Here is an 18056-nt window from a genome sequence, read left to right on the forward strand (position 1 = left end):
TTCTCCAGTTTGTGGATGGTAAAAATTCTGGCCTGCGATTATACGCAGTCCGGGGCAAACTTCCTACCGCACTGCGCGGAGGCGGCTAACAACATCAACTATTTGCGAACTGGCAAAGGCCACTTCCTCTTCAGTCGTGAAACGGCCGAGGGAAAAACGAAGCGCACGATGGGCCTGCTCATCACTCAGCCCAATGCCACGGAGAACATAAGAAGGCTCTACTGTAGCCGAAGCGCAGGCCGAGCCGGAGGAGACAGCCAGATCCCTCAGGCCCAGCATCAGGGACTCAGCATCAACGCCTTCAAAGGACAGGTTCACGATGCCGGGAACGCAGCTGCTTTCGCTGCCATTGAGGGTTACACCCTCAAGAGATTGAAGCCCGGCCAGGAAGGCTTTCCTTAGCGCCTCCAGTTTAGCGATTTCTTCCTCGAGCCCGGCCTGGGCAATGGAGAATGCCTTTCCCATTCCCACAATCTGGTGGGTCGGCAGGGTTCCGGAACGCATCCCCCGCTCATGCCCGCCACCGTGAATCTGGGCTTCAATTCGAACGTCCGGAGACCGCCTCACGAAGAGTGCCCCGACGCCTTTCGGCCCGTAAACCTTGTGCCCGGAAAGCGCCAGAAGGTCCACCGGCATGGATGTTACATCCACCGCCATCTTGCCGGCCGCCTGGGCAGCGTCAACATGGAACAGAATTCCCCGCTCACGCAATTCGGCACCAATGGCAGCGACATCCGTGACGGTACCCAGCTCATTATTCACCAGCATCAGGCTGACGAGCACCGTATTATCCTTGAGCGCACCCAAAACCTGATCACAAGTTATTTGGCCGTCGGCGGCGGGATCCAGCCAGGTCACTTCGGTCCCCTGACGCTCCAGCCACTTGCAGGTATCCACAACTGCCTTATGTTCAATCTTCGAGGTAACAATATGGGCATTCTGGCGACCGGCAACCGCACCCTTGATAGCCAGGTTATCCGACTCTGTCGCTCCCGAAGTCCAGACGATTTCACGAGGGTCGGCGTGAATCAGCCCGGCAACCTGCTTACGTGCAGCTTCAACAGCAGCTTCCGCCTGCCAGCCGTAGGCGTGGGTGCGGGACGCAGGATTACCGAATACACCATCCAGCGTTAGGTACTTCATCATTTCATCGGCGACAGCTGGATCAACGGGCGTGGTGGCCGCGTAGTCCATATAAACGGGCTTTTTCATGGATTCCGGAAACTTTTTGGTGTCAGGCCGGCGCCTGATCGGACAGGCGTTCGGTATTGATGGTTTCAGAGCCGTTGTCAGACTGGCGGCGATTCTGCCGGTCCGCAACCTGGCGAATTTCATGCTTCTTCATCAGATCTCCGAGGCTGATCTCGCTGAGAAACTGATGAATCTGATCACTGAGATCAGACCAGAGATGGTGGGTCAGGCATTTCTCGCCATTCTGGCAATCACCTTTGTTGCCACACCGGGTAGTGTCCAGCGATTCGCTGACGGCATCGACAACTTCAGCGATGTAAAGCTCAGCCGCCGGACGACTGAGCCTGTAGCCTCCACCGGGGCCACGAATACTGATGACCAGCTTCTGGCGGCGGAGACGGGAGAAAAGCTGTTCCAGGTAGGACAGTGAGATTTCCTGACGGGCCGAAATATCGGCGAGACTCACCGGCCCCTGGTCTCCATGCAGAGCCAGATCGAGCATTGCCGTTACGGCATAGCGGCCTTTGGTGGTCAACTTCATAGTGTCAGCCCCATGACGGGATTGAATCTCAAAAACGCAGCTGAGAGTATGAATTGACCAACCATTTCAGTCAAGTATTCAGCGCCGCACCTCATCGTCATCGCGGACGCAATCAAAGTCCTCTTCCTGCAACGGTGGCAGCTCGCCATTCTGGTACTCGCTGTTCACCTTGCGCAACGCCTTGCACATGTTCTCGATACGGTCATCCACCGCATGCATGTGGTCAAGCAGTGAGCGCATGGCCCGGGCAACCGGGTCTGGCATTTCCTCGGTCACACCATAGGCGTCGAAGCCCATGCGCTCTTCCATCTCCTTGCGGCGCGCATCATCTTCGCCTTTGCGTTTGACGATCACCCTGCCGGGAATGCCAACCACCGTCGCGCCCGCGGGCACTTCCTTGGTCACCACGGAATTGGAGCCGATCTTGGCCCCTTCGCCCACCTCAAACGGCCCCAGAATCTTTGCGCCGGCACCAACCACGACACTGTTACCAATCGTGGGATGGCGCTTGCCCTTGTTCCAGCTGGTTCCACCCAGCGTAACGCCCTGATAAAGGGTCACGTCGTCGCCGATCACCGTAGTCTCGCCAATGACCACGCCCATGCCGTGGTCAATGAAGAACCGGCGACCAATCGTCGCGCCCGGATGGATCTCGATGCCAGTCAGCCAACGGGCAATGGTGGAAATGGTGCGAGCAAGCCATTTCAGACCGAGACTCCACAACCAATGGGAAAACCGATGGAAAAGCAGTGCGTGCAAGCCCGGGTAGTTAGTCAGAACCTCAAAGGTGTTCCTCGCGGCGGGATCCCGGTGGAACACGCTATTAATGTCTTCCCGCAAACGCTCAAACATGGCCATTATCCTGTTCCGTCGCCGCAGTTCCGGCCTCGGTTGATTTGCTGTTATTCCGCGTGCCTGCTGCCTTCTGAACAGCAGTGAGAATACCCCTGAGAATGTTGATTTCCATCTGATCCAGTCTGGCGCGCTGGAACAGTCGCCGCAAGCGCGTCATCAGCTGCCTGGGGTTCTCCCGTCGATGGAAATCCACATCGATCAGCACCTGCTCCAGGTGCCCGAAAAAGCCCTCCACATCCTGAACTTTGGCGGGCGGCACATCCCAACCTTCATCCCCGGGTCTGGTCATCGACTTTAGGTATGGGCTTCCCTCACCGCCTTCAAGGCTTCGCAGATAAAACATGCGCAGTTCATAACACATCACCTGTACCGCCATGGCCAGATTGAGGGAGCTGTAATCCGGGTTGGACGGAATATGAATGTGGTAGTGGCAGCGTTGCAGCTCGTCGTTACTCAGACCATGATTCTCCCGTCCGAACACCATGGCAACCGGGCCGCTTTCGGCATGCCCTGCTGCAGCGGCTGCCGCCTCTGGGGGCGCGCAGACCGGCCAGGGCACCTTGCGTCCACGGGCACTTGTACCCATCACCAGCACGCAATCGGCCAGGGCATCATCCAGGGAAGAAACAACCTGGGCGTTATCAAGCACATCCGAAGCACCGGCCGCGCGCGCATAGGAAGCTTCATCCGGAAAAGAACAGGGATTGACCAGCCACAGATTACCCAGCCCCATGTTTTTCATGGCACGGGCGACGGCGCCGATGTTGCCTGAATGGGATGTTTCTACCAGGACAATCCGGATCTGATCCTGAAATGTTTCCGTCCCTTCCTGTGGAAGTGCGCTTTTGTGCATTGTTAGCAGGCCCAAGGTTATTGATCAGGGCGGCAATGATAACAGAAAGCACCGGCCCCCTGCCCCTCCGGAGAACCCGTAACCTCTGGTTATCCGTGCTATTGCGGAGTCAAAAAACATACAAGCGGGGTGATCTTTTGCTATGATACCCGGCCTTCACACACCCGGATAACGAACACTCAGATGCAACCAGCTATTAAAATGGCCCTGCGCGTCGCGCGTCAGGGGTCCGATTATCTGAAAGCCCATTTCGAGCGCCAGGAACCCACCGGCAAGGACGACTCCGAACGCCGTCGTCAGCTGGAGCGGGTTGAGCAGTCTATCTACGATAACTTTGCCGAACAGCTCGAAAAGGCCTACAAGGACCACAGCATCGCGCCCTTGAACGAAGCGAATGCCGGAACCAGCGAAAAAAGCTGGCATATTTTTCCAGTCCTGGGCCGTGAGAATTTCCTTCGGGGCATTCCGGAGTTTGCTCTGGCACTGTCCCAGAAGAAGAATAACCGTACCGAGAACCTGCTACTGGTGAACCCGGTTACCGGCGAGGAATACTCCGCCAGCCGTGGCCACGGTGCCGCCCTGAACAGCCGCCGGGTTCGGGCTTCGGAAATCAAGCTGCCCGAGAAAGCCGCCATCGCCACCAACCTGCTGGACCAGGCCCGCAAGAGCGAGGATCCGATGCTCTGGGGCGAAATGGCCGCTGTACTGGCGCGGGATTCCGGCATGTTCCGCACATCTGGCTGCGTGGTACTGGACATTGCTCGGGTTTCCGCGGGCCTGATGGACGCGGCGATCATCTTCCGGCCGGAAGCCACCGATCTGGATCTGGGCGTCACACTGGCCATGGAATCCGGCGCACTGACAGGTGACTTCTCCGGTAACCCCTCGACCGGTAACGCCCGCCAACTGGTAGTGGCAAACCCGAAACTGTTCCGTGAAGTTTTGAAAGTACTGCACCCGTTCCGGGGCCGCCTGCCCCGCTGAGGCTGTCAGTTCTTGCGAGCATAAGAAAACCGCCAACGTCATGTGGCGGTTTTTTTTGTGCCTGAATCTGATGAACCGGGCCGGTTACATCCTGTTCAGCCATTCAGGCGGTTGCTCTTCCTCATCCGGATTTTCCGCGCCTTCCTTCGGCGGAACAATCAGATCGTCACGGGATACACCCATAACCATCAGAAGATTCGCGGACACGTAGATGGATGAGTAGGTACCGACAATCACACCTATAATCAGGGCCAGGGCGAAGTTGTTAATCGCCTCACCACCCAGGAAATACAGGGCGAAAAGCACTACGAGCGTTGTACCGGATGTATTGATGGTCCGAGCGATGGTCTGGTGAATCGACTCGTTGATAATGTCCCAGGGCTCACCCACTCTCATCTTGCGGAAATTTTCACGAATACGGTCAGCAACAACGATGGTGTCGTTCAGCGAGTAGCCGATAACGGCAAGCAGAGCCGCCAGAACCGTAAGATCGAAGGTCCACTGGAACAGGGCAAAGACACCCAGAACGATAATCACATCGTGAGCCAGGGGCACCACCGAGGCAATACCGAACTTGAACTGGAAGCGCATACCCACGTAGATGAGCACAACTGCCAGCGCAATCAGCAGGCCCAATCCACTGTCTTCCTTGAGTTCTTCCCCAACCTGGGAGCCGACGAACTCGGAACTGATCAGCTCTAGCTCTGCACCACCCTCTTTCAGGGTTCGGGTGACTTCCGGGGCCAGTTGGTCATTGTCGGCCTCGGCCATCCGCACCAGCACCGTAGTGTCAGCCCCAAAGTTCTGGACGGAGAACTGCTCATAACCGGCGGCATCAAGCCTGGAACGAATTTCGTCAAGCTGCGGCGCCTCTGCGTATTCGAATTCAACAGAGGTACCGCCGGTGAAGTCCATACCCAGATTCAGGCCACGGGTAGCCAGTAGCGCAATGGATACAACGATCAGCGAAATAGAAATTACGGAAGCAATCTTCCGCAACCCCATGAAATCAAACGGTTGCTTCTGATCTTCAGACATTGGCGAGCTTTCCTCCGATCGACAGCTTCTCGACCCTGCGGCCGCCGTAAACAATGTTAACGATGCTCCGGCTGACCATCAGGCCAGAGAACATCGACGTCAGGATCCCGATGCACAGTGTTACCGCAAAGCCTTTCACCGGGCCGGAACCCATGGCAAACAGAATCACGGCAACCAGCAAGGTAGTGATATTGGCATCAAAGATGGAAACGAAAGCCCGGGAATAGCCAGAGTTGATGGCCGTCTGGGGCGGCACACCGGCTTTAAGCTCTTCCTTGATACGCTCAAAGATAAGCACGTTGGCATCCACAGCCATACCCACCGTCAAGACGATACCGGCAATACCCGGCAAGGTCAGTGTCGCCGACAGGATCGACATGCAGGCTACCAGCAGCATCAGGTTCAGGGTCAGGGCAATGTTTGCCACAACGCCGAACCCACGGTAATAAACAAGCATATACAAGAGCACCAGGCCGAAGCCAAGCGCTACCGACATCATGCCGGCATCAATATTCTTCTGACCAAGGCTAGGCCCGATGGTCCGCTCCTGAACGAAGTACATCGGAGCCGCCAGCGCGCCAGCACGCAGCAGCAGTGCGAGCTCTGCGGCCTCCGGGATGGAATCAAGCCCGGTAATGCGGAAGCTGCTACCCAAAGCGGACTGCACGGTGGCAAGGCTGATAATGCCTTTCTCCACAACGCGGTTCTCGACTTCCTGGGGCTCACCATCCACCATTCTGGTTTCGGTTTCCGTGCGGTACTCAATAAAGAGCACCGCCATCCTGCGACCAATGGCATTTCGGGTTGCCCGATTCATCAGGTCGCCACCAACAGAGTCCATGGTGATGTTCACCTGGGGCTGGCCGTTCTCATCAAAAGCCTGCTGGGCATTGGCCACGTTGTTACCGGTAGCAATCACCTCCTGCTCAAGGCGCGCGGTACGCTGGGGCTGATCCCGGAAACTGAATTCCTCGGTTTCGCTACTCGGGGCGTCCTGACGCGCCTCCATACGGAACTCAAGGTTTGCGGTGGCGCCAAGAACACGCTTGGCCTGTGCGGTGTCCTGCACACCCGGCAACTCAACGATAATGCGATCGGCACCCTGCTGTTGAACCAGGGGCTCTGCAACGCCCAGCTCATTTACCCGGTTACGGATGGTTGTCAGGTTTTGCTCAAGCGCGTAATCCTGAATTGCGGACACTTCTGCTTCTGAAAGAGTCAGCACCAGGAGAAACTCATCACCTTCGGTCTGTTCATCGAGAAGGAATTCGTTGTACTGGTCACGGACCATATTGAAGGCTTCGGTACGGGACTCTTCATCCCTGAAGCTGAGAACGATCTCCCGATTTTCCTGTACATCCCCGCCACGGTAACGGATCCGCTCTTCCCGCAGTTCACGCTTGATCTGGCCGGACATGGCTTCCAGACGCTGGCTGACTGCCGTTTCCATGTCGACTTCCAGCAGGAAGTGAACACCGCCGCGAAGGTCCAGGCCCAACTTCATCGGGCCGGCACCGAGACTTTTCAGCCATTCCGGCGTGGAGGCCGCCATGTTCAGCGCCACCAGGTATTCGCTGCCAAGGGCAGCCTGCACCAGGGGACGAGCCTGCAATTGGTCTTCTGAGTTGGTGAGACGGATCAGAGCATCCCGATCCTGAAGAGTACTGCTTTTCACCTCGATACCGCGGCGCTCCAGAACATCCACCGCCCTGTCGAGCACACCGGCATTAACCTCGGTGCTGCTGCGGGCGCCAGTGATCTGGATCGCGTAATCGTCGGGGAAGAGGTTGGGCAAAGCGTAGATAAACCCGATCACGAGCGCGACCAGGATAACCAGGTTTTTCCAAAGCGGATACTTGTTCAGCATGGGATCCCTTGTAGCCGGCCTGGTGGCCGGCCTTGGTGTTTCAGCCAGGAAGATTCAGACCGGCCACCAGGGATGGCCGGCTAAATGGCCCCGCTCAGATGTCCTTGAGCGTGCCCTTCGGCAGAGCTGCTGCCACGGCTACTTTCTGGACCTTGATCTCTACGTTATCGGCAACTTCCACAACGATAAAATCGTCGGTTACCTTGGTGATCTTGCCGGCAACGCCACCGGAAGTGACAACTTCGTCACCCTTGTTCAGGCCGGACATCAGGGCTTTGTGCTCTTTCGCACGCTTGGACTGCGGGCGCCAGATCAGGAAATAGAAAATCAGGATGAAGCCTGCAAAAAAGATTACCTGGCCCATAACACCCATTCCCTGAGCACCCGGATCCTGTGCCATGGCCAGAGCAGGCATCAGAGCCAAAAGGCCGGCAACGAGCATTTTAATAGATTTCATTGAATATCTCCGTTGGTTTAGCGAATAGATCAAACATTGCCCAGGGGCGGAACGGTCTCTCCGCGCAGGGCATAGAAGTCGGTTACAAAGTCCGACAATGTACCTGCTTCAATGGCCCCACGCAATCCAGCCATCAGGTTCTGGTAGAACCGGAGGTTGTGAATGGTATTCAGCTGTGAACCCAGCATTTCTCCACACTTATCCAGATGATGCAGATAACTTCTCGAAAAATTCTTGCAGGTATAACAATCGCAACGCTCATCCAGCGGGGCGGTGTCGTGACGGTGCCGCGCATTGCGAATTTTTACAATACCGGTCGAAGTGAACAGGTAACCGTTTCTGGCATTGCGGGTCGGCATCACGCAGTCGAACATATCCACACCGCGCCGAACGGCCTCAACAATATCTTCCGGGCGCCCCACCCCCATCAGGTACCGCGGCTTGTCCTCCGGCATCTTAGGAGGCAAATGATCCAGAATCCGGATCATATCTTCCTTGGGCTCGCCAACCGAAAGGCCACCAATGGCATAGCCATCAAAGCCAATATCTGTAAGCCCTTCCAGGGACTGGTCCCGCAAAGTCTCGTACATGCCTCCCTGGACAATGCCAAACAATGCCGCGGGATTGCCTTCGTGGGCATCCTTGCTCCGTTGCGCCCAACGCAGCGACAACTCCATGGAATCTTTTGCCTGGCGCTCGGTGGCAGGGTAAGGCGTGCATTCGTCAAAGATCATGACAATGTCTGACCCCAGATCCCGCTGGACCTGGATGGCGATCTCCGGGGACAACTCAACTGGCGAGCCGTCTACCGGTGAGCGGAAGGTAACGCCGTCCTCGGTAATCTTGCGCATTTCGCCCAGGCTGAACACCTGGAAGCCACCGGAATCGGTCAGTATCGGCCCCTGCCACTGGGTAAAATCATGAAGATCGCCGTGAGCCTTGACTACCTCGGTGCCCGGTCGGAGCATCAGGTGAAAGGTATTACCCAGAATGATTTCTGCGCCAATCTCATGGATATCGCGGGGCAACATACCCTTAACAGTGCCGTACGTACCAACCGGCATGAAGGCGGGCGTTTCAACGGTGCCCCGGGGGAACGTCAGCCGGCCACGACGGGCGCGCCCATCCTCTCCCAGCTTTTCAAACGACATGAAACAGGTTTGTGTCACAAGGCCTCCCCGGCGTTATCGGTACCGGATTCATTGGATTCCACGGCTGCCCCCAACAACATGCCACGGCTGGGCTCCTGCCCGGTAATAAACATGGCGTCGCCGTAACTGAAAAAGCGGTAGCGTTCTTTCACCGCTTCCCGATAGGCCGCCATAACATTGTCATAGCCGGCGAACGCACTGACCAGCATGATCAGGGTGGATTCCGGCAAATGGAAGTTCGTAATCAGGGCATCAACGGTCTGGAAGCGGTACCCCGGGTAAATGAAGATATCGGTCTCGCCGGTGAATGCCCTGAGGCGGCCGCCACGGCTGGCAGACTCAAGGGATCGAACCGATGTGGTACCAACGGCAACCACACGCCCTCCCCGTGCGCGGGTCTGCTCGATCGCGTCAACGGCGTCCTGGGGAACGTTCACCACCTCGCTGTGCATGGTGTGATCTTCGATCTTGTCCACCCGAACCGGCTGAAAGGTGCCGGCACCCACGTGCAACGTTACAAAGGTACTTTCGATTCCACACGCGGCCAGCTTCTGCAGCAGACTTTCATCGAAGTGCAGCCCCGCCGTCGGCGCAGCAACGGCACCTGCCTCGCGGGCATAGACGGTCTGGTAACGTTCCCGATCAGTGGATTCGTCCGGCCGGTCAACATAAGGCGGCAGCGGCATATGACCAATGCGTTCAAGAACGTCGAGCACGGGTTCGTCAGATTCACAGACCAGATGAAATAGCGCCTCATCCCGGCCCGACATTCTCAAAGAGGTGCCATCTTCCAGAATTACCGTCTGCCCCTCCTTCAACGCCTTGGAAGCACGGACATGTGCGATGATTTCATGTTCCCCGGTTACCCGCTCAACAAGAATCTCAACCTGGCCACCGGTCTCCTTTTTGCCAAAAAGGCGAGCAGGAATCACCCGGGTGTTATTAAACACCAGCAGGTCGCCGGGCTGGAGAAGGTCAGGAAGTTCACTGAAAATGCGGTGGTCCAGCTTGCCGGAAAGACCGTCCAGGCAAAGCAGCCGGGATGCGCTGCGATCTTTGAGCGGATAGCGGGCGATCAGTTCGTCCGGCAGATCAAAATGAAAATCGGAGACATTCATGGAATGGACTGTTAACGACGCCGAAGGAAAGAAGATGGTAGCGGCGGGCGGACTCGAACCGCCACGGGTTTTACCCCAACGGATTTTGAATCCGTCGTGTCTACCAATTTCACCACGCCGCCATCGGAGAGTGTTGGGGATTATACTGAGCTAAATCGCGAAAGCAATAAGCCAGCGGACACAACTGCCCGCTGGTTCAGATATTTACAATCTGTCGAACAAGGACAGTTGCGAAACCTGCGCAAATGACTGCTGAGCGGCCTGCAGCACAAAGCTCTGGAAACTCAGATTGCTGATCGCTTCTGCGTAGTCCACATCCTGTAACTGGGAGCGGATTTCATTGGTGTAGACCGAAGAATCCTCAAGGAAGGTCTTGGTCGATTCGACCGCGTTCATCCGGCCACCCAGTTCGGTCTGTTTGAGGATAATGCTCTCCTGGGCGTTATCCAGGTTGATCAGGGAATTGGCAATCAGGTCATCGTACTCGGCCTGGCCGCCGGGACTGCTCTTGTCGATGCTGTTCAGGCCGGCAATCAGGTTTTCGATGGTGCCGAACACTGACTGCTTTTCGTTGATCTTTAGTGTAAATGCATCGCCGGGTACGGCATCAGTGATCGTTGCCTCTACACCGGCAACCACAAACGGCTCACCACTTTGATAACTTCCCGGGACGACGGGAGGATTACCTCCTTGGCTGTCTGTTGCTATTAAATTCCCGCTCGCGTCAATCTGGATCGAGATATCATCCGGAAATCCCCCTGAATAGGCCGCGGTAAGATCAGCATCACTCACTACTTCCACACCGGAAATTCGGGCATCCGCGCTAGTCCCAACGGCCTTCTCTCCAACTGCAGCAGCCGGGATCCTAACAAAGATATCTTTGCCATTGTCGCTGATAGGAACGGTCACGCCGTCATCGATTTCAAGCCCCCGTTGACCTTCGTCGCCCTGATAGGTCCAGCTCCCAAACTCGTCTTGCTCAAACGCCTTTACGGAGCCCTGGAACCCGCTAAATATATACTCGCCAGACGCATCCCGTGTATTGGCAATATTCGCCAGCTGCCCCAGACGCTCTTCCAGCTCGGAAGAAATCGAGCGCCGGTCGTTGGCCGACAGCGATCCGTTACCCGCCTGAACAGTTAACTCGCGGATCCGCTGAATCACATCGATTGAGCTTTCCAGAGCACTCTCTTCCTGCTTCAGACGATTGTCCGCCAGATCGACATTGCGCTGATAGGTTTCAACCCGCGACAGCTCCTGGTCCAGTTTCAAAATCCGCGCCGCAGCAACCGGATCGTCCGATGGTTTGTTCACCCGCTTGCCAGTGGAGATCTGCTGCTGGGTATTGTTCAGGTTGGTATTTAGCTCCTGGAGCCGATTGATACCGCCTGAGAAAATCTGCTGTGATGAAATTCTGATCATGTCACATCACCTCAACCATTACCGGAAACTCTGCAACAGGGTGTTGAACAGGTCCTGAGCCACCGACATCACCTGGGCCGAGGCATTGTATGCGGCCTGATACTGGATCAGGCGGCCGGCTTCTTCATCCAGGTTGACGCCGGATACCGATTCCCGCTGATTGGTCGACTGTTCCAGAAGGGTCTTGCCGGCATCCACATCCAGTTGACTCTGGCGTGTTTTGACACCGATGTCTTCAACCAGCCCCGCATAGCCTTCTGCAAAGCTCTGACTGCCGCCATTAAGCGTATTTGCTGTTCCAAAGGCGGCAAGAAGTTCCGCATTTCGGTTATCAGAAACGCCATTGGAATTGAATTCAATGGTGAATTTGTCACCTTCGAATCCGGTGGCAGCATTGGCGACTGCCGGCTTACCAGTCATCCGGAACTGAAAACCTTGATAATCTGAACCTGCCGCAGCAGGGTCTTCTTCGAATAGATTATTAATTCTTTGCGGATCGTATTCACCACTGGCCACCACATTGTTGGGCGGCGCCGAATTGTCCGTCACCGAATACAAAATTCCTGTTGAACCGCCCGGTTCGAATGACACAGTGAGCGGGCCATTTGCCAACGTCCCGGAAGATTGAAAACCAGGCAACAACGAATTGGTAAACGGATTTCTGACATCTAGCATAGTGCCCTGATCAATCTCAGCCGTGCCAATGTTATCGTCACCGGCGCTCGCGCGGATTGGGCTAGCAAAAGCCAGATCTTCTTCACGGCTAACGACAAGGCCAATGCTCTCCGCCGCATTCCGGCTGGGCTGAATCAGGTATTTATCACCGGCATTGAAGGTGCCGCCTTCAACCCGGATATTGAAGCCGGGCATACTTATCTCAGACTGGGCAGGGTCCGGCAAACGCCCCTGGTTCACGGTTTTCCCAGTTGCCTGGTCAATCAATTCGTAGCTCCGCCCGTCGCCACTGAACTGGAGGGTCCAGCGTCCTGCAGGAAGAGCCGAGCTGTCCGTTATTTCCACGGCCAATTGGCCGGTGGTGGCCGGCGCGTTATTGCCATTGGGAACCACCCGGCTCCGTTGCGCCTCAAGCGAATTGATATCGGTGAAGAACAGACCACCGAGCTCGCCTTCCAGATCCATCCCGATTTCATGCTGGTGGTTCATGGTGTCGGACAGCGCAATGGCAATTCTGCCAAGCTCATCGAAGGCCGGCTTCAGGCCTTCGGTATCGAAACGCAGAAGCCCGCCCAGCTTGCCGCCGGTAATCTGCTCATCAATATTGAGCGTGCGCCCACCGTTGCTCAGGGTGAATTCTAGACGAGTCGGATCCTCGGCGTTCTCACGGGTACCCAGGGTCGATGCATTGCTGCCAACCACCAGGGAAAGACCGTTCGACAGGGAAACGTTAACCTGGCTGCCGTCAGTCGGCGTGACCTTGATACTCACCAGCTCCGAAAGCTGGCGCAGTTTCTCGTCGCGCTTGTCCAGCAACTCGTTTGGCATTTGCCCCTGGGCAATGCCCGGTGATTCCGAAATTGCCAGGTTCAGTTCTGCAATGCTCTTCAGCAGCGTATTGGCATCTTTCACACCCTGCTGCATCTGGGTCTTGATGGACTCCCGCTGCTGGATGAACTCCTGATTCAGGGCCTGGAACCGGTTAACAACCTGCTGTGCCTCGCTCAAAACCAGCTGGCGCTGAGGCAGAGACGTCGGATCTTCGGCGGCGTTCTGAAGGCTGGCGAAAAAGTTGTTCAGGGCATTGCTGAGGCCCGTGGTTTCGCCTCCCAGCAGGTTATCCAGCCTGGAGAGCTCCGAGTTGAGGGCTTGCTGTTCGCCATAAAGCGTACTGTCCTCACGCACTTGCTGAACCAGGTATTCATTGGCCAGACGGCGAATGTCAGCAACGTTCACGCCGCTGCCAATGGTGCCCGCGCCGGTGCGCTGGCCTTCCTGGGTTTCAAACAGTACTTCCTGGCGACTGTAACCCGGTGTGTTGGCGTTGGTTATATTGTTGCCGGTCGTGTTCAGCGCTGCCTGATGACTGAGGATGCCGGTCAGACCAATACCTATTAGCCCTGCCATAAGGTTTACTCCTTCATCCCGTCACTGCCCATGGACAGTGTCATCAGTGAGTCACGGTTCATGATCTGGCGGATCTTGCTGCCGTAGTTGGGGTCGGTGGCGTAGCCGGCTTCCTGGAGCTTCTCCGCAAAGACTTCAGGCTGGTCCGCTACTGACAGCACCTCCCGGTATCGGGGATTGGATTCCAGGAAGGAGACATAATCACGGAAGCTGGATTCGTAATCCTGATAGGCCCGGAAACTGGCCTGCTCCTTCATGGGCAGCCCTTCGCGGTATTCCGTGGTAGTGATGGACACCGCATCGCCCTGCCAGCGGCTATCCGCCTTGATGCCGAACAGGTTGAAGCTGGGCTCACCCTGCTCCCCGCGAATCATGTGGCGCCCCCAACCAGTCTCCAGGGCGGCCTGGGCCACCATGAGTTTCGGATCAATGCCAGAGTCGCGGGCAACCCGCTCGGCCATCGGTAACAGTTCGGTCACGAAATGCTCTGGGGACTCGAACCGCTCTGGCAAACTCGAGGGTGTGGCAAACACTGGTGATGTTGCCTTCTCTGCCACTGCTGTCACTTGCTGCACGCGATCGGGCAATTGAGGGGTCAGAGCAGGCAGGCTTCGATCATAGTCTGCAAGACTTGCCTTATGGCCGGCAAGCCTGCCACCGTCGTTGTCCATACCCGGGATCTGTTTGCTCAGTTGGCGCACCAGTGCTTCGGCAAGACCACTACCCTTGCCTCCCGCCATGGTGAGACTCATCTGGCTGTCGAACATATCCCGGTACAGCTCGGACTGATTGCTCTTCAGGTAGTTGCCCTCGGAAAAAACATCGCCGGCCTTGCGCATGGATTTCAACATCTCAGACAGGAACAGGCTCTCGAACTGGCGCGCCACTTCACGCAGAGCTGACTCTTTGTCAGTGCGAGCCTGGGCCTTCAACGCATTGAGACCGTTGAAGTCGGTGTAAACCTGGGCCTGTTGAACCTTGTAGTCCTGCATCACGCCACCTAGATAACAATCAGCTCGGCACGTAATGCACCGGCCTGTTTCAGGGCTTCGAGTACAGCCATGACGTCGCCCGGGGCCGCACCCACCTGGTTTACCGCCTGCACAATCTCGTTGAGCGTGACGGCGGGGCCGAACTTGAACATCCGGGCCGGCTCCTCGGTAATGGCAATCTGGGAATCCTGCTCGATGGCGGTGTCACCACCGGCAAAGGGATTCGGCTGCTCTACATTGGGATTTTCCTGAATGGTGACTGTCAGGTTGCCGTGGGTGACCGCCGCCGGGCTGACCTGAACATTCTGGCCAACCACGATGGTGCCGGTGCGGCTGTTAATCACCACTTTCGCGGCGTCTTCGGCCGGATCCACTTCGATGTTCTCCAGGATCGACAGGAAGCTGACCCGCTGGGACGGATCCCGGGGCGCTCGTACAGACACCGAGGTGGCATCGTGGGCATAGGCCATATCGGGGCCCAGCCGGTCGTTCACCGCTTCCACAACCCGACGTGCCGTTGTGAAATCCGGGCGCAGCAGATGAAAGGTAATGGTATCGCCCTGACTGAATGGCGAAGCCACCTCCCGCTCAATCGTTGCCCCGTTGGGAATGCGACCGACGCTGGGAACATTCACGGTGATTCTGGATCCGTCCTGCCCCTGGGCCCCGAAGCCACCGACCACCAGACTACCCTGCGCCATGGCATAAACGTTGTTGTCCGCACCCTTCAGCGGTGTCATGAGGAGCGTGCCGCCACGCAGACTGTCTGCATTGCCGATGGACGAGACCGTGATGTCGATTTCCTGGCCCGCTTTTGCAAAAGGCGGCAGTGTTGCACTGACCGTAACGGCGGCAACGTTGGCAAGATTCGGATTGACACCTTCCGGGAGAGTCACACCAAACTGATTCATCATGTTCCTGAAGGTCTGATTGGTAAACGGTGCTTTGTCACCGGTACCGTCAAGACCAACCACCAGGCCATAACCCACCAGCTGGTTGTTACGGACCCCCTTGATCCGGGACAGATCCTTCAGGCGGTCCGCCATGACCGGGGCCGAAACAACAGCCAGCGCAAGTACCCAGACAATCAAACGTCGCAGGCTCATAACGGCCACCACTCACTGTTAAAGAAGCGCGCCAGCCAGCCCATCTGGTTTGCCTGGTCAAAATCACCGGTGCCGCCGTAGGCGATCCGCGCATCGGCAATCCGATTCGACGCCACGGAATTATCCGGCTGGATATCCTGGGGGCGTACCAGCCCGGTCAAACGGATGTATTCATCGCCATTGGTCAGCGACAGCCACTTTTCGCCGCGAATACGAAGGACGCCATTGGGCAGCACCTCCGTCACGGTCACGGTAATACTGCCCGCAAGGCTGTTGCTCTGGTCGGCTTCGGCCGCGCCTTCAAAATCCCGCTCATGGTTAAACGATGTATTTATCCCGAAGTTGTCCTTGCCCAGAATGGTCGGGTTCGGCAAGGTCGTCTCGTTGTCCTTGGTGATGCTGGTTTCGGCATTCTTGCTGGCACGGGTGGATTCCTGCAGGTTCACTGTCAGAACATCACCCACGTTCAGCGCCACGGTATCGCCGTAGAAGTTGTAGTTCCGGGAAACCTGGTAGATGGAACCTGAGGAGCTGTCCCGCTGCATCATGGCCTGGGGGCGAACCGGTGCAAACTCCGGGTCATCCGGAACTGCCCGGGGGCGATTCATGGCGGTACATCCCTGCAACAGGATAAGCAGCACCACCATCGCCACCGTGCTGGCACTCTGAGTTATCCGGCTTGATGTCATCAGTTTCATGACGTCACCTCTGGCGGCGTTAGCCGATGTTTTGAGTGATGAACTGGAGCATCTGGTCGGTTGTAGAGACCACTTTGGAGTTCATCTCATAGGCCCGCTGGGTGGTGATCATATTCACCAGCTCCTCGACGACTTCCACGTTGGATGACTCCACAGATCCCTGCTCAATGGTGCCCAACCCGGCCAACCCAGCCTCACCCTCGGCCGGATCGCCGCTGGCATTGGTGGCCTTGAACAGATTGTTACCGATGGCCTGAAGGCCCTGGGGGTTGATGAAATCCACCAGTGTAATCTGACCCAGGTTCACTGGTGCCGCCTGATCGTCTGTTACTGCCGTCACAGTGCCGTCTTTACCGATGGTGATATTGGTGGCGTTCTCCGGCACGTTGATGGCCGGCTCCAATGGGTAGCCATCCGGGTTCACCACATCACCATCGGCATTGAGCTGGAACTGGCCGTCCCGGGTGTAGGCAATCTGGCCGTCCGGCAACTGAACCTGCAGGAAGCCACGGCCATTGATCGCCATATCCAGGGGCTGCTCGGTAATCTGCAGGTTGCCCTGGGAGAACTGCTTGGCGGTGCCCACAACCCTCACACCGGTACCCAGCTGCAGACCAGACGGCAACTCGGAGTTCTGGGTTGTCAGACCACCCGGCTGCCGGTTGATCTGGTACAGCAGGTCCTGAAACACGGCCCTGTCCCGCTTGAAGCCAGTGGTGTTGACGTTCGCCAGGTTGTTGGAAATGGTGGACATGTTGGTGTCCTGAGCGCTCAACCCGGTCTTGCTGACCCAAAGTGCTGGATGCATGCTGCTTACTCCTTGCCGGGGGCTGTCAGGCGGCCATTTTTTGCCGCTTCAGCCCGCCAGGCCAATGTGTTCAGTCGTTACTTAAAGGTTCTGCAACAGCCGTGCCGTTGCTTCGGAATTCTCGTTGGCAGTAGTCATTACCTTCACCTGCATCTCGTATTGCCGGGAAAGCTGAAGGTTGGAGATCATCTCCTCGACCGCATTCACGTTGGAGCTTTCAAGGAACCCGGAGGCAACCCGCTGGTTTGCATCCGGTGGCTCGGGACCATCCACGGCCTGATCCGGCTTGCGGCGCATGTGCCCATCAAGGCCTTTCTCGAGGGCTTCAGGCGGCGGGCTGACCAGTTTCAGGCGATCCACTTCAACCAGCTGGTCCGGTGGTCCACCCACGGGAACAATCGACACAGTGCCATCGGCGCCAATCTCGACGTTGTCAAAAGGAGGAAGCGCAACCGGCCCACCGTTGCCGAGCACCAATTCGCCGTTGGCCAGGCGCACCAGGCCGTTCACATCCACCTGGAGACTGCCACTACGGGTGAAGACTTCCTCGCCCTGATCGTTCTGTATGGCCAGCCATCCCTCACCTTCCACCGCGACATCCAGCTTGCGCCCGGTTTCCATCAGCGCGCCGGCGGAAAGATCGGTGCCGGGCCTTTCTGTCATGGCATAGGCGCGGGTTGGGTGGTGCTCCCCGTAGACAGGCATACTGCGGGCCTGGGCGAAGTCTTTCTTGAAGCCGGTGGTGCTTACATTCGCCAGGTTATTGGCATGGGCCTGCTGAGCCAGCATATTCTGCTTGGCGCCAGACATACCGATGTAGAGGGCTTTGTCCATGGGAAAACTCCTGCCGGAATTTTGACTGTTTCCAGTCTTCCTGCAGGAGTCATGCCATG

17 protein-coding genes and 1 tRNA gene are annotated in these 18056 nt (G+C 56.9%); 1 reads left to right on the forward strand and 17 read right to left on the reverse strand.

The features are described 5' to 3' along the window. Positions 1-63: 63 nt before the first annotated feature. The 4 genes from QZ534_RS11915 to trmJ form a co-directional block, all read right to left on the reverse strand. Entirely contained in the window at positions 64-1212 is a 1149-nt protein-coding gene (locus QZ534_RS11915; protein WP_296934698.1) for an IscS subfamily cysteine desulfurase, read from the reverse strand. A gap of 22 nt (positions 1213-1234) precedes the next feature. Beyond that, positions 1235-1732: a Fe-S cluster assembly transcriptional regulator IscR gene (gene iscR, locus QZ534_RS11920; protein ID WP_296934699.1), complete on the reverse strand. Its 498-nt coding sequence runs from the start codon at positions 1730-1732 to the stop codon at positions 1235-1237. A 78-nt stretch (positions 1733-1810) separates the two neighbouring features. Next, on the reverse strand, positions 1811-2584 hold the full coding sequence (gene cysE / locus QZ534_RS11925; protein WP_064228158.1) for a serine O-acetyltransferase: 774 nt from the start codon (positions 2582-2584) through the stop codon (positions 1811-1813). Then, positions 2577-3440 carry a tRNA (cytosine(32)/uridine(32)-2'-O)-methyltransferase TrmJ gene (trmJ, locus tag QZ534_RS11930; protein ID WP_296934700.1) on the reverse strand — a complete coding sequence of 288 codons (864 nt, stop codon included), beginning with the start codon at positions 3438-3440 and terminating at the stop codon, positions 2577-2579. The genes cysE and trmJ overlap by 8 nt, the downstream gene beginning before the upstream one ends. Before the next feature lie 183 nt (positions 3441-3623). Between trmJ and QZ534_RS11935 the strand changes: the two genes are divergently transcribed. After that, entirely contained in the window at positions 3624-4424 is an 801-nt protein-coding gene (locus QZ534_RS11935; protein ID WP_296934701.1) for an inositol monophosphatase family protein, read from the forward strand. A gap of 84 nt (positions 4425-4508) precedes the next feature. On the opposite strand, the gene secF is transcribed toward QZ534_RS11935, so the two are convergent. The 13 genes from secF to QZ534_RS12000 all read right to left on the reverse strand — a co-directional run bounded on the left by secF (position 4509) and on the right by QZ534_RS12000 (position 17997). Continuing rightward, positions 4509-5462 (reverse strand): protein translocase subunit SecF, encoded by a 954-nt coding sequence (gene secF, locus QZ534_RS11940; RefSeq protein ID WP_296934702.1) that lies wholly within the window; start codon positions 5460-5462, stop codon positions 4509-4511. After that, entirely contained in the window at positions 5455-7329 is a 1875-nt protein-coding gene (gene secD, locus QZ534_RS11945) for a protein translocase subunit SecD (RefSeq protein WP_296934703.1), read from the reverse strand. Before secD ends, secF begins: the two co-directional genes overlap by 8 nt. A gap of 94 nt (positions 7330-7423) precedes the next feature. After that, the gene (yajC, locus tag QZ534_RS11950) at positions 7424-7729 is read right to left on the reverse strand and encodes a preprotein translocase subunit YajC (RefSeq protein ID WP_228739403.1); all 306 of its coding nucleotides are present in this window, start codon (positions 7727-7729) and stop codon (positions 7424-7426) included. 86 nt (positions 7730-7815) lie between these two features. After that, positions 7816-8937, reverse strand: coding sequence for a tRNA guanosine(34) transglycosylase Tgt (tgt, locus tag QZ534_RS11955; RefSeq protein ID WP_296934743.1), 1122 nt, complete (start codon positions 8935-8937; stop codon positions 7816-7818). A 14-nt stretch (positions 8938-8951) separates the two neighbouring features. Continuing rightward, positions 8952-10055, reverse strand: a complete 1104-nt coding sequence (queA, locus tag QZ534_RS11960) for a tRNA preQ1(34) S-adenosylmethionine ribosyltransferase-isomerase QueA (protein WP_296934704.1) — start codon at positions 10053-10055, stop codon at positions 8952-8954. Between the two features lie 35 nt (positions 10056-10090). Then, a tRNA-Leu gene (locus QZ534_RS11965) sits at positions 10091-10177 on the reverse strand. 82 nt (positions 10178-10259) lie between these two features. Next, positions 10260-11477 carry a flagellar hook-associated protein FlgL gene (flgL, locus tag QZ534_RS11970; protein WP_296934705.1) on the reverse strand — a complete coding sequence of 406 codons (1218 nt, stop codon included), beginning with the start codon at positions 11475-11477 and terminating at the stop codon, positions 10260-10262. Positions 11478-11495: 18 nt separating this feature from the next. Continuing rightward, the gene (gene flgK, locus QZ534_RS11975) at positions 11496-13559 is read right to left on the reverse strand and encodes a flagellar hook-associated protein FlgK (protein ID WP_296934706.1); all 2064 of its coding nucleotides are present in this window, start codon (positions 13557-13559) and stop codon (positions 11496-11498) included. Between the two features lie 5 nt (positions 13560-13564). Then, the gene (gene flgJ, locus QZ534_RS11980) at positions 13565-14551 is read right to left on the reverse strand and encodes a flagellar assembly peptidoglycan hydrolase FlgJ (protein WP_296934707.1); all 987 of its coding nucleotides are present in this window, start codon (positions 14549-14551) and stop codon (positions 13565-13567) included. An 8-nt stretch (positions 14552-14559) separates the two neighbouring features. Continuing rightward, positions 14560-15657 carry a flagellar basal body P-ring protein FlgI gene (locus tag QZ534_RS11985; RefSeq protein WP_296934708.1) on the reverse strand — a complete coding sequence of 366 codons (1098 nt, stop codon included), beginning with the start codon at positions 15655-15657 and terminating at the stop codon, positions 14560-14562. Continuing rightward, positions 15654-16346, reverse strand: a complete 693-nt coding sequence (gene flgH, locus QZ534_RS11990; protein ID WP_296934744.1) for a flagellar basal body L-ring protein FlgH — start codon at positions 16344-16346, stop codon at positions 15654-15656. Before flgH ends, QZ534_RS11985 begins: the two co-directional genes overlap by 4 nt. A gap of 28 nt (positions 16347-16374) precedes the next feature. Continuing rightward, positions 16375-17163: a flagellar basal-body rod protein FlgG gene (flgG, locus tag QZ534_RS11995; protein WP_296934709.1), complete on the reverse strand. Its 789-nt coding sequence runs from the start codon at positions 17161-17163 to the stop codon at positions 16375-16377. A gap of 81 nt (positions 17164-17244) precedes the next feature. Beyond that, complete coding sequence (locus QZ534_RS12000; RefSeq protein ID WP_153634643.1) at positions 17245-17997, reverse strand: flagellar basal body rod protein FlgF; 753 nt, start codon at positions 17995-17997, stop codon at positions 17245-17247. Positions 17998-18056: the final 59 nt, after the last annotated feature.

Source organism: uncultured Marinobacter sp., assembly GCF_913055835.1.
Classification (GTDB): Bacteria; Pseudomonadota; Gammaproteobacteria; order Pseudomonadales; family Oleiphilaceae; genus Marinobacter.

Excerpts from the sequence above, each read along its gene's own strand:
- QZ534_RS11915 (WP_296934698.1), bottom strand. The coding sequence starts at position 1,212 with ATGAAAAAGCCCGTTTATATGGACTACGCGGCCACCACGCCCGTTGAT.
- iscR (WP_296934699.1), bottom strand. The coding sequence starts at position 1,732 with ATGAAGTTGACCACCAAAGGCCGCTATGCCGTAACGGCAATGCTCGAT.
- cysE (WP_064228158.1), bottom strand. The coding sequence starts at position 2,584 with ATGTTTGAGCGTTTGCGGGAAGACATTAATAGCGTGTTCCACCGGGAT.
- trmJ (WP_296934700.1), bottom strand. The coding sequence starts at position 3,440 with ATGCACAAAAGCGCACTTCCACAGGAAGGGACGGAAACATTTCAGGAT.
- QZ534_RS11935 (WP_296934701.1), top strand. The coding sequence starts at position 3,624 with ATGCAACCAGCTATTAAAATGGCCCTGCGCGTCGCGCGTCAGGGGTCC.
- secF (WP_296934702.1), bottom strand. The coding sequence starts at position 5,462 with ATGTCTGAAGATCAGAAGCAACCGTTTGATTTCATGGGGTTGCGGAAG.
- secD (WP_296934703.1), bottom strand. The coding sequence starts at position 7,329 with ATGCTGAACAAGTATCCGCTTTGGAAAAACCTGGTTATCCTGGTCGCG.
- yajC (WP_228739403.1), bottom strand. The coding sequence starts at position 7,729 with ATGGCACAGGATCCGGGTGCTCAGGGAATGGGTGTTATGGGCCAGGTA.
- tgt (WP_296934743.1), bottom strand. The coding sequence starts at position 8,937 with ATGTCGTTTGAAAAGCTGGGAGAGGATGGGCGCGCCCGTCGTGGCCGG.
- queA (WP_296934704.1), bottom strand. The coding sequence starts at position 10,055 with ATGAATGTCTCCGATTTTCATTTTGATCTGCCGGACGAACTGATCGCC.
- flgL (WP_296934705.1), bottom strand. The coding sequence starts at position 11,477 with ATGATCAGAATTTCATCACAGCAGATTTTCTCAGGCGGTATCAATCGG.
- flgK (WP_296934706.1), bottom strand. The coding sequence starts at position 13,559 with ATGGCAGGGCTAATAGGTATTGGTCTGACCGGCATCCTCAGTCATCAG.
- flgJ (WP_296934707.1), bottom strand. The coding sequence starts at position 14,551 with ATGCAGGACTACAAGGTTCAACAGGCCCAGGTTTACACCGACTTCAAC.
- QZ534_RS11985 (WP_296934708.1), bottom strand. The coding sequence starts at position 15,657 with ATGAGCCTGCGACGTTTGATTGTCTGGGTACTTGCGCTGGCTGTTGTT.
- flgH (WP_296934744.1), bottom strand. The coding sequence starts at position 16,346 with ATGACATCAAGCCGGATAACTCAGAGTGCCAGCACGGTGGCGATGGTG.
- flgG (WP_296934709.1), bottom strand. The coding sequence starts at position 17,163 with ATGCATCCAGCACTTTGGGTCAGCAAGACCGGGTTGAGCGCTCAGGAC.
- QZ534_RS12000 (WP_153634643.1), bottom strand. The coding sequence starts at position 17,997 with ATGGACAAAGCCCTCTACATCGGTATGTCTGGCGCCAAGCAGAATATG.